Origin of the sequence: Corallococcus sp. CA047B, from assembly GCF_003612065.1 — a bacterium.
GTDB lineage: Bacteria > Myxococcota > Myxococcia > Myxococcales > Myxococcaceae > Corallococcus > Corallococcus praedator.
On the sequence record NZ_RAWD01000090.1, the window covers coordinates 19,197 to 29,365 of the forward strand.

The window sequence follows — 10,169 nt, forward strand, 5'->3', positions numbered from 1 at the left end:
CGTCCCTGTCTCCGTCCGGAAGAAGACACGCTCCCCCACCTTCACGGCATGCGGCAGGCTCGAGCCCCGAGGCATGGACACCGCACTGGGACCTGCTCGCTCGCGGTCCGCCTTCCGAAGCACTCAACGTGCGGTCCCCGCATGGAAACGCCGGACCGGGCAACGACTGAAGGAGATCACGAGAATCCCTGGCACGCGGAGGTGCTTCAAGACCCTCGGGACCCTCTCCGGGCGCCTCTGTCTTTCATCGGATGGGCGTGACCTCCCTTCATTTCCGGGCGGCGGCCTCCGGGCCCGGACGTTCGAGCCCGAGCGCCGCCGGCAGCACGTACCGCCCGAACAGCTCCAGCGGCAGCGACGAACCGGCCTCGTTGTAGTGGCTGGCGGTGAAGGCCGCGGTGAGGCCCAGCGAGGGCGCGATGAAGACGTACTGCCCGCCGTTGCCACGCGCGAAGGACACCTCCACCGGGACGCCCTGGATGACGAAGCGGGTGCTCCACCACAGGAGCCCGTAGCCCGCGTCCCCCAGCGGCCCCAGCGCCTTGCCGGACTCCGCCACCCATTCCCCGGAGACAAGGCGCTCCCCCTGCCACTCGCCTCCGCCAAGCACGACCTGGCCGACCTTCAGGAAGTCACGGGGCCGCAGGCGCAGGTGGCCGCCCGTGTCCGTGCCTCGCTTGCCCGCGGGCTGCCAGGCGAAGTCCTGGACCTTCAGCGGCGCGAACAGCCATTCCCGGGAGAGGTCCGCGACGGAGCGTCCGCTGACGTGCTCCAGGGCCGCGCCCAGCAACACCACGCCGCCCGTGCAGTAGCGCGTCACGGTGCCCGGTTCGTCCTGCATGGGGACATCCACGATGAAGCGGACCCAGTCGTCGGTGTCCGCCATCCGCTCCTCGTTCCCGGGAGAGTCCGGGTTCCAGTCGTCGCACGCCAGCCCCGTGCGCATCTGGAGCAGGTGGCGCAGGGTGATGCGCTCCTTGCGTGGATCCGCGTTCCGGACCGGCAGCAGGTGCGGCAGCAGCGACAGCACGGGCGCGTCCAGGTCCGGGAGGAGGCCGCGCTCATGCGCCATGCCCACCAGCAGCGACGTGAGGCTCTTGGTGGCCGAGCGCAGGTCGTGCGCGTCCTCCCGCTTGAAGCCGTTCCAATAGCGCTCGTAGACGAGCCGGCCGTCGCGCGCGACGACCACCGCGTCCGGCTCCTCCACCGTGCCTTCCGCCACGTCGTGCTCCAGCCAGTCGAACCAGGAGCGCTGGAGGCCCTGGTCCTCGAAGGAGGCCACCTCCCAGCCGTCGCCTGTGCGGTCCGGCGGAGAGCCCGGGCCCGTGGGCAGCCGCTTCCCTCCGCAGGCCGTGAGGCACAGCAGCAACAACGCCACTCGCTGGAACATCGTCCCTCCGCGTTCGGTGCGGTGAAGCCTGGACGTCTTATGCCGATGTGACAGCCATGTCGTGCGCGAACCCCCACACCGCGCGGCCGGCCCCCATCCTTCTTCTGTGAAGCATATGGCATCCTGCTTGCTTCGGGTCCGGGCCTCGCATTGCAAACCCCTTCCTGGGCGTGGCTGGGACACCCGGGAGAAAGTCATTTCAAAGTCATGAGTGAAACGACGCATTCCCCTTCCCGCCTTCGGCATTGGGCCGCGCGTCTGGCCTTGTTGGTGGCCTGCGCCGGCTCGGTGGCCACATCGAAGGCGACCATGGCCCCCGTCAGTTCGGAGCGGCTCGCCCTTGGCCCCGTGCGCCTGTCGGCGCAGACGCCCAGGGTCACGAAGCCCTTCCTCATCCGGGTCACCGCGGAGCAGGCGTCCAAGCCTCTCAGCGGGGATTTCCATGTCGTCGTCACCGCGCATTGGAACCCCGTGAATCCGGCGCAGACGACGGGCACGTGGTTGCGGCCCTCGCTGACCCGGGATGGCGCCACCCTGAACCCGGGCCCATCCCTTCCCCTGACCGAGCCCGGCACGCCGGTGGGCCACAGTCTGCACGAGTACTTTCCCCCCGAATGCGAGCTCAAGGACGGCCAGGCGTGTGAGTGGCGCGTGAACCTCGACCTTGAAATCGCGGCGGACGCTCCGCCGGGCACGGTCGACGTGAAGGTGGATGCGGTGGCCCAGGCGTCCGCGAGGCAAGAAGAGGCGCCTCGTGGCTTCACCGTGACGCTCGAAGCGCTGTAGCGCGTGCCCATGCGCCGCCTGAAGCCCTTCCCTGGCAGTGGCCTCCTGCATCCCCTGGTGCTGGGGGCCATGGTCCTGCTCCTCCTCAACGACCACGTGTTCAAGGCGCGCTGGCCGTCGTGGTGGACGGGGAAGCTCTCCGACGTCGCCGGGCTCGCCATGTTCCCGCTGCTGCTCCAGGCGCTCTGGGAGCAGCTGTTCCGGAACCGCGCGCGGGACTTCCGTCCTTCGCGCGCGGTGGTGACGGGCGCGGTGCTGCTGACGGGGCTGTGCTTCTCCGCGACGAAGCTTTCGGTCGGCGCGGGGAATGCGTGGCGCTGGGCCCTGGGCGGGCTGCAATGGCCCTTCCGCATGCTCGGGGCTGTGCTCGCGGGTGCGCCCCTTCCCCGCATCCAACCCACGCTGCACACGGTGGATGTCACGGACCTGTTCACGCTGCCCGCCCTGTTGCTCGCCCTGTGGCTGGGCTGGCGGCGCGCGGACGCCGGTCAGGCGCGCGGGAATGAGCCGGTCCGCACCTCGCCCACGCGGACGTAGCGGGTGATCAGCGCGCTGGTGGCCGAGGTCTTCGACTCTTCGAGCCGGAACGCCGACGCCTGCACGACGCCGTCGAGGCTGATGAACACGGCAACGATGAGTTTTTAAATATCGGAATTCCTGTGTGCATTGACGTGCCCGCCTGTCCCCCCGACGAACGGCGGCCCGGAGGATCGACAACGGCTCCGCAAAAAACCACATGGCGGGTCGTTTTGAAGGACGTGTCAGACCCCCGCTGCACATTGCGCCCCGCCAAGCCTTGAACAGCCAGGGGTCAGCATGTCCGCACATCCATCGCAGCAGGGCGCAGCAGCGCCTTTGAACATCCTGGACCGGGTGCGCCAGTGCGCAGCGTCCGTCACCCGCTATCCGCTCGACATCCTCACGGGGGATGCGCAGTTGGAGGACGAACTGGGGATCGACTCCGTGAAGCTCGCGGAGATCGCCGCGGTCGTCGGACGTGAATTCAACCTGCCCCCCGACCGCCTGCCGCGTGGAGGGAAGGCGCCGACGCTCGGAGCGATCGCCGGATTGGTGACGCAGGTGCTGGGGGAAGCCTCCGCGCCCTTCGCCTCCGTCGCACCCGGCATGGAGCCTGTGCGTGGCGGCCTGACGGACGGGCTCCGTACGAGCACCGGGCCCGACCTCGAGCCCCGCGTGCGCACCGAACCCATCCCGACGCCCACGCCTGCGGGGCCGGAGCTCGAGTCCCGCGTGCGCGCCGTGTTCGCGAGGGTGACCCGCTACCCCGAGGACCTGCTGACGTTGCACGCGGACCTGGAGGACGAGCTGGGCATCGACTCCGTGAAGCAGGCGGAGGTGATGGCCGTGCTCATGAAGGAACTGGGACTGGCCGAAGGACCGAAGCCCGCGCAGCGCCTCCGGACGATGGCCGCCATCTGCGAAGCCGCCCGCGCCCTGCTGCCTTCCGCCGCGCCCGTCCCCAGCGCTCCGGCGCGCGCTCCCGTGCACGTCGCGGCCGCTCCGCTCCCGTCGCGCACGGACCTGCCCTTCGCGGGGAAGGTCGCGCTCGTCACCGGTTCAGGCAAGGGCATCGGCAAGGTCATCGCCACCCGGCTGGCCCGGGCGGGGGCGACCGTGGTCGTGAACTCGTTCCATTCCCGGGAGGACGGAGAGAAGACGGCGCGCGACATCGTCGAGGCCGGCGGCAAGGCGCTCCATCTGTGGGGCTCCGTCGCGAACGAGGAGCACCTGGAGCGGATGTTCTCCACGCTGGTGGAGCAGGTGGGGGGACTCGACTTCCTCGTGTGCAACGCGTCCAACGGCCTCATCGGTCCGTTCGACCGCATCTCTCCGCGCGACTGGGACAAGGCGTTCCGCACCTGCATCACCGGCACCTACGAGTGCGCGATGCGCGCGCGTCCGCTGATGGCCGCGCGCGGGGGCGGCGGCATCGTCACCATGTCCACCTCCATGTCCCAGCGGTACATGCACGACCTGGGATGCCAGGGCGTGGTGAAGGCGGGCGTGGAGTCGCTCACGCGCTATCTGGCCGCGGAGCTGGCGCCGGATGGCATCCGCACCAACTGCGTGTCCGCGGGCCCCGTGCACGGTGACCTGCTGGGGATGTTCCCCGACGCGCCGGAGCGCGTCGCGCGCTGGGAGGCAGCCACCCCCGGGGGACGGCTGTGCACGGCGGACGACGTCGCGGACGTGACCGAGCTGCTGCTGGGGCCGAAGACCCAGCGTGTGAATGGCGCCATCTGGGTGGTGGACGCCGGCCTCTCTGGAACCGTGGACGGGCTGCTGCCGGCCGCCCGTCCGTCCTGAACGAACCTGACACCGGGAGCGCCTGCCATGGACTTCTTCGCCGTCCCGTACGACATCCACTTCGACGACACGATGGCCTACGGGAGCCATCACTTCCTCACCAACTTCAAGTTCCAGTGCGCGGGCCGGGAGCACCTGCTCTTCAGCCCGCACGCCTTCGAGGTGCCGGAGTTCCGGCGCGACTTCGACCGGGTGCTGCTGCTCACCTACGAAGGCTATTCGCGCAACCTCGCCCCGGCGGCCCTGGGCGACCGGCTGGTGGTGCTGACGTCGCTGGAGGAGCGGGGCGAGGTGTCCCTGCGCTTCTGCTTCCGGACGCTGAAGAGCGATGGCACCCCCGTGGCCTGCGGCTACCAGACCGTGCTCTGCGCGGACAAGGCGACGGGCACCCTGTGCTCCTTCCCGGAGTCCTTCCAGCGCAGCTTCGAATCCCTGGCCAGCATCCACGAACCCCAGGGCGCGAAGAGCTTCCGGGACCGCGCACTGCAAGGCGGGGGCGCGGTCAACTCGCTGTTTCCGGAAGCCGTCCGGCAACTGGCCAGGACGCTGCTGGCGGACACCGGGCCGCGCGGCATCTCCCGGCGCGTCACCCTTCCGGCCCCTGCGCCGGAGCCGGCGCAAGCGCCCAGGCTGCCCGCCGGGGCCACGGCGTTCCTGTTCGCGGGACAGGGCACGTTCGAGCCTTCCCTCTTCCTGCGCTTGAAGACGCTCCAGCCGGAGCTGCGCGAGGAGCTGGCGACCGTCTCGGAGGCGTGCCGTTCGCTGGGCATGGACGTCACGCCGCTGCTCGCGGCGGAGGACGTCGTTGCTGTGACACAGGCGCTCGAACGGGCGCCGTTGTTGGATCAGCTCGGCATCTTCCTGTCCGGGGTGCTGGGCGCGCGGTGGATGCAGCGTCAGGGCGTGCGGCCGGACGTGTTCGTGGGCCACAGCTTCGGGGAGATCGCCGCGATGACCGCGGCCGGGGCGCTGGACCTGCGCACGGGGGCGGAGGTGGTGTGTCTGCGAATCCGAGCGCTCCAGCGGGTCTCGGAGGAGCTGGGCACGCTCGCGGCGATCGCGCTCTCCGAACCGGAGACCGTGCAGGCCCTGAAGGACTGTGGGGTCCGGAGCCTGGAGATCGCCGGCCGCAACCACGCGCGGCAGACCGTGGTCGCGGGACCGCGCGCGGAATTGGAGCAGCTCCGCGCGTTCCTGGAGCGACAGGGCAAGGGGCTCACCTTCATCTCCAGCCGCTACCCCTTCCATCACCGGGGCCTTGCGCCCGCCGTCACCGCGTTTCGCGAGAGTCTCGCGGGACTGACGGTGCACCCGCCGCGAGGCCCCATCTATTCGCCCATCGAGCGGCGCGTGTATGCCGGCGAGCAGGCCGAGCTGGCCGGGGCACTCGCGTCCCATCTGGTGCGTCCCTTCGACTTCCTCGGCACGGTGGAGACGCTGGTCCAGGCGGGCTGTACCCGCTTCGTGGACTGCGGGACGGCAGGACGGCTGTCGCGCATCGTTCAGCGCATCCTCCCCTCGGATTCGCCTGTCGCCCTGGCCTCATTGGACGGCCTGCTTCCCGCCATCCCGCCTGCCTCCAAGCTTGAAGCCCCCTCGGCGCCGCGTGACAGCGGCGGTGGCGGGACGCCGGAGGTCGCGGTGGTGTCCCTGGGCTGCATGCTTCCCGGTGGGGCGAAGGATCCAGAGACCTACTGGAGGAACATCCAGCAGGGCATCAGCGGCATCGTCGACACGGGCCTGCGCCATCCGGAACAGGTGGCGGACTTCGTGGGCCCGGCGGTCACCCCGGATCGCACGTACACGCTGCTCACGGGGCGGGTCCATGACACCGACCTCGTCCCGCCGGCCCGCATGGATCCAGTCCGCTTCCAGCGCTACGGCCGGGAGCAGAAGCTGCTGGCCATCGCGCTCGCGCAGGCGGTGGAGGCCTTGCGGTCCACCGGGCCGCGCGCACCGGGGCGCATCCAGTGCCTGCTCGGATCCACCGGGGACGGTTCCCCGGAATACGACGACGCCCTGTGCCTGGAGGCAGGGGAGGCCCTGCTTCGCGAGGGCGGAGTGAAGGCACCGGAGCTCGCCGCGCTGACCACCGTGGCGAGGACGGCTCTCGGCATCCAGGCCCGGGCCTCCGACCTGGCGCCCCACCCCACCCTCCAGGCGGTGGTGACGGAGGTGGTGGGTCCGGGCGTGTCCACGATGCTGCTCGACGCGGCCTGTGCCTCCTCGCTCTACGCCATCGCGTTGGGGATGAAGGCGCTGGAGCGTGGCGAGGCCGACCTGGTGCTCGCGGGTGGCGTCTTCTCGCCGGGCCCGGGCAACAGCTGTCTGTTCTCCCAGTTCAAGGGCCTGTCCGCCACCGGCAGCCGGCCGTTCGATGAGCGCGCGGACGGCGTCATCTTCGGTGAAGGCGCGGGCGTGGTCGGCCTGATGCGCCTGGAGGACGCGGTCGCGGCCGGCATGAAGGTCCATGCCGTCATCCGTGGCGCGGGGCTCTCCAGCGATGGGCGCAGCAGCTCCGCGAACGTGCCGCGCGCCGACGGTCAGGTGGCCGCGATGGAGGCCTGCTACGCGGCGGCGCGGGTCGAACCTGGGTCCATCCAGTACATCGAGGCGCACGGAACGGCCACGCCGGCCGGGGACACCACCGAGCTGCAATCGATTGGCCGTGTCTTCGGCGGCAAGCGCAAGGGCTTCCAGCTCGCGAGCGTCAAGGCGTTGATTGGCCATGTCGGCTGGGCCGCGGGTGTGGCGTCGGTCATCAAGCTGTGCAAGGCGCTGGAGCACCGCAGCTTCCCGCCGCAGTCGCACTTCGACCGTCCGGGCGCCGGGCTGCGCGCGCTCGGTCCGGACTTCGAGGTGAGCACGCGCGAACAGCCCTGGCCGGAGAATGGCGACCATCCGCGCCGCGCGGCCACGAATGGCTTTGGCTTCGGGGGCACCAACGCGCATCTGGTGCTGGAGGAGTACGCGGGGAAGGGCCCGCGCGCACCGCGCCCCGACGTCGCGACCACGGCGGGTGAGGAGCTGGTGGTGGTGGCCGCGGAGGGACTGTTCCCGGATGCCCATGGGGCCGCGGTGGACGGGGTGCCGGACGCGCCGGGTGCGCGCTTCGACATGGGAGCCCTCCGGCTGCCCGCGTCCGTGCGGCTGTTGCCGGACATCACCGAGGACATGGACTTCACGCAGCACCTGGGGCTCATCGTCGCGAGTTCGCTCGCGGCGAAGCTCCAGGGCTTCGACACGCTGCGCACGGGGACCGCCATCGTCCTGGGGCTGGAGGGCAAGACGCGACGGGGCGTGGAAGCGACCCAACGCGTGCTGGCCGCGTCCACGCGGCGCAGGCTGCGCGAACATGCCCGGAACGTCCCGGAGTCCGCACGGGTGCTGCCCCTGGCGGAGCGCCTCCATGAAGCGGTGATGGGCACGCTGCGCCCCTCCGGGCCGTACACCCTCCAGGGGATGATGCCCAACGTCACCCCGGGGCGGATGGCGGGAGTGCTCGACACCAAGGGACCGAACTTCGTGGTGGATGCGGGAGCCCACTCGCTGGCAGCGTCGCTGCGGGCCTCGCGGGCCCTGCTGGCCAGTGGGTTCGACCTGGTGCTCGTGGGCAGCCCCCATGTGCGGCGTCCGGGAGAAGGACCGGCGCGGACCACGCCGGAAGAAGGCATGGCGATGCTGGCGGTCACCACGGTCGCGAAGGCGGAACAGCGTGGCTTGAAGCCCCTGTGTCACCTGCGGATGTCCACCGACGGGGGGCCCACCTCCGCGCCGCACCTGCCGCTGCCGCCCCATTCGGCCGGCGAGGCACTGGAAGTCCTCCGGGCGGTGCGCGCCGCCGCCGGGGGACATGCCACCACGCTGCGCTTCCATCCGGATGCAGCGACAGGAGTCCGGCTGGAGCTTCAGCTCCACCCCGTGGGAGCAAGCATGGCCTCCGCACCCGAGACCACCCGGAGCAGCGCCACCGCACCGACCGGGACATCCACACCAAAGAGCCCCACCCTCGTCAGCCCAGGAGCCCGGGAGGTGAAGCCAGACACGCAGGAGGCATCCGAGGGATTCGACCACTCGGCGCCCATCCACTACCACGCGCCGGTGCTGGTCGAGCGTTCGGCCAGGACGGGAGACCCCTCACGGCTGCGAGGCCGGCGCGTGCTGTTCATCGCGCAGGACGAGCCCCTGGCCCGTGAACTCGCATCCCACGCGGAGGCGGTGTGCGGTCCCGACTTCCGCATCCTGCACGCGGGAGCCTCCGACGTCGGTGCACGAATCCACGGCATCGACCTCTCACGGGAGGAGACCGCGGAGGCCGGCCTCGCTGCGATTGGCTTCGAGCCCCAGGTCATCCTCGCCGTCAGCCGGATGGAACCCATCGCGGTCGAAGCCTCGGTGGTCGCGGACACGGCCCTGCGCCACGAGGCCCTGGAGCTGCTCTTCCTGTCCGCGCGGCGCGCCTACGCCGGGCTGAGCACCGGAACGGTGGAGCTCGCCAGCCTGTGCATCGGGGGCATCGGTCCGAACCGGGCCCTGCACCCCGTGACGGGCCTGTTCGCCGGCCTGCTCAAGTCACTGGGGCGCGAGGTTCCGGCACGGAACATCCGGGCCCTCTCCACGACCCCGCTCCCGCTCCCGAAGGCACTCGAACGCGTCGCCTCCGAACTGGGCTCGGAAGATGACAGCGCCCCGGTAGAGGTCTGCTTCGTGGGAGCACTGCGCTGCGTGCGGCTGCTCCAACCCACCGAAGTGCCCGCCCGCCCCGCGACCGGACTCGACTCCGGCTCGGTGGTGCTGCTCACGGGAGGAGGACGCGGCGTGACCGCGGTCCTCGCCGGGGCGCTCCTCAAGCGCTACGGGTGCAAGGTCGTGCTCCTCGGACGAAGCGACCCGTCCGACGCCCCCGAGCGCGTGCTCCAGGCCCGCGACGAGGAGCTGGGCACCGTGGAGCGGGAGTTCTACGCCGCCGAACTGGCCCGAGACCGCACCCAGCGCATGCCCGCGTTGCGCGCGCGCTTCGAGCGCCACCTGGCCGTGCGCGAGCTGCGGACCACGCTCGACGGACTCCGGCGGCTTCCCGGCCAGATGCACTACCGGGCCACGGATGTCACTCGACCCGAGGAGGTGGACCGGGTGGTGGAGGAGCTCGTCCGTGAACACGGAAGGCTGGACCTCGTGGTCCATGGCGCCGGCACGCAGGTCTCCAAGAAGCTGAACCGCCGGAAGCTCTCGGAGTTCCGCGGCACGCTGGACACCAAGCTGCTGGGCCTGCGCAACCTCCGCGAGGCCTGCGCGAGCCGCTTCGCGCACCCGGTGCCCTTCCACGTCCTGACGTCCGCGTTCAGCTTCATCGGCAATGACGGACAGGCGGACTACGGCGCGGCCAACGAGGCCCTGGACCGGCTCTGTGCCTGGGTCAGCGACGCGCGCCAGGACGTCCAGTGGTGCAGCGTGGGCTGGCTCGCGTGGGACGGCATCGGCATGACGCGGGGCTCGGAGTACCGGGTGCTCGGGGCCAGCCGCAAGCTGCGCGGCATCCGCGCCGACGAGGGCGAAGCGCTCTTCCTCCAGTTGGTGGACGGCCAACCGTGCCAGCCCATCAACGTCCAGCTCACCGAGAGCGAGCGCGCCTTCTACGCCCTGGAGGTGCTGGCATCCCCCACCC

5 protein-coding genes are annotated in these 10,169 nt (G+C 70.8%); 4 read left to right on the forward strand and 1 reads right to left on the reverse strand.

Annotated elements, in window-relative coordinates; all coding sequences use genetic code 11:
* Positions 1-268 precede the first annotated feature (268 nt).
* A complete protein-coding gene (locus D7X74_RS16385; RefSeq protein ID WP_120533907.1) occupies positions 269-1,390 on the reverse strand; it encodes a serine hydrolase in 1,122 nt (373 codons plus the stop codon).
* Between the two features lie 309 nt (positions 1,391-1,699).
* Between D7X74_RS16385 and D7X74_RS16390 the strand changes: the two genes are divergently transcribed.
* From D7X74_RS16390 to D7X74_RS16405, 4 genes are all read left to right on the forward strand, one after another.
* Entirely contained in the window at positions 1,700-2,176 is a 477-nt protein-coding gene (locus tag D7X74_RS16390) for a hypothetical protein (RefSeq protein ID WP_120533908.1), read from the forward strand.
* Between the two features lie 9 nt (positions 2,177-2,185).
* Positions 2,186-2,713, forward strand: a complete 528-nt coding sequence (locus D7X74_RS16395; RefSeq protein WP_120533909.1) for a hypothetical protein — start codon at positions 2,186-2,188, stop codon at positions 2,711-2,713.
* Positions 2,714-2,992: 279 nt separating this feature from the next.
* The gene (locus tag D7X74_RS16400) at positions 2,993-4,504 is read left to right on the forward strand and encodes an SDR family oxidoreductase (protein ID WP_120533910.1); all 1,512 of its coding nucleotides are present in this window, start codon (positions 2,993-2,995) and stop codon (positions 4,502-4,504) included.
* A gap of 27 nt (positions 4,505-4,531) precedes the next feature.
* On the forward strand, positions 4,532-10,169 hold a 5,638-nt coding region (locus tag D7X74_RS16405; protein WP_120533911.1), incomplete at its 3' end, for a type I polyketide synthase.

Coding starts and splice junctions, on each gene's coding strand:
- D7X74_RS16395 (WP_120533909.1), top strand. CDS start 2,186: ATGCGCCGCCTGAAGCCCTTCCCTGGCAGTGGCCTCCTGCATCCCCTG.
- D7X74_RS16385 (WP_120533907.1), bottom strand. CDS start 1,390: ATGTTCCAGCGAGTGGCGTTGTTGCTGCTGTGCCTCACGGCCTGCGGA.
- D7X74_RS16400 (WP_120533910.1), top strand. CDS start 2,993: ATGTCCGCACATCCATCGCAGCAGGGCGCAGCAGCGCCTTTGAACATC.
- D7X74_RS16390 (WP_120533908.1), top strand. CDS start 1,700: ATGGCCCCCGTCAGTTCGGAGCGGCTCGCCCTTGGCCCCGTGCGCCTG.